This is a genomic window from Desulfobulbus rhabdoformis (genome assembly GCF_016919065.1).
GTDB classification, from domain to species: Bacteria; Desulfobacterota; Desulfobulbia; order Desulfobulbales; family Desulfobulbaceae; genus Desulfobulbus; species Desulfobulbus rhabdoformis.
Genome location: NZ_JAFFQA010000147.1, coordinates 1 through 726, shown reverse-complemented (window position 1 = coordinate 726; position 726 = coordinate 1). Strand labels below are relative to the sequence as shown.

The following is a 726-nucleotide window of genomic DNA, read 5'->3' as shown; positions in this document are numbered from 1 at the left end:
CCCATCTCACCGACTCCACCGACCGGGACACCCTGACGGCGCTCAAATCTTCCATCGTGCTGCAGAACCGGGAGGCGACGCCCGCCGACGCCCTGCGGATCGAGGCCGTGAACGAAGGCGTCTGGGGCGACCGACTCTCCATCTCCATCGAGGACGGTTCTCTCGATCCGGCCAACCATTTCAACCTGGTGGTCCGGCACAAAGGCGATGTGGTCGAGGTGTTCAAGGATCTGAGCATGGACGAGACGCTGCCGAACCATGTGGAGCTGGCGATCAACGACCGCTCGGATTTCATCTTGGTCCAGGATCTGGCCGCAGCAATGGGAACGCCCAGCGACCGTCCGGCCTTGGGCGTGTTCACGCTCGGCGGCGGCGACAATGGACTGACCGATCTGGCCGATGCGGACTTCATCGGCGATCCCTCGCAGCATACCGGCCTCTATGGCTTTGACGAGATCGACGCCCTGAACCTGCTGATGGTCCCCGGCGTCACGACGGTGCCGGTGATCAACGCCGGAATCGCCTATGCCGAGGGGCGCAAGGATCTGCTGTTCATCGCCGACACGCCCATGCACCTGGAGCCGCTCGAAGCGGTAGATTTCCGCAAGGGACAAGGGATGTACAGCCACGCGGCCTTCAACTCCTCCTACGCGGCGCTCTACTACCCCTGGCTGGAGATCAGCGATCCGGTCAACTCGCGCAAGAAGCTGGTGCCGCCCTGCGGCG

1 pseudogene is annotated in these 726 nt (G+C 63.8%); it reads left to right on the top strand.

Annotated elements, in window-relative coordinates:
* Nucleotides 1-726 (top strand): annotated as a pseudogene (locus JWJ90_RS22825) (phage tail sheath C-terminal domain-containing protein); the annotation flags it as partial.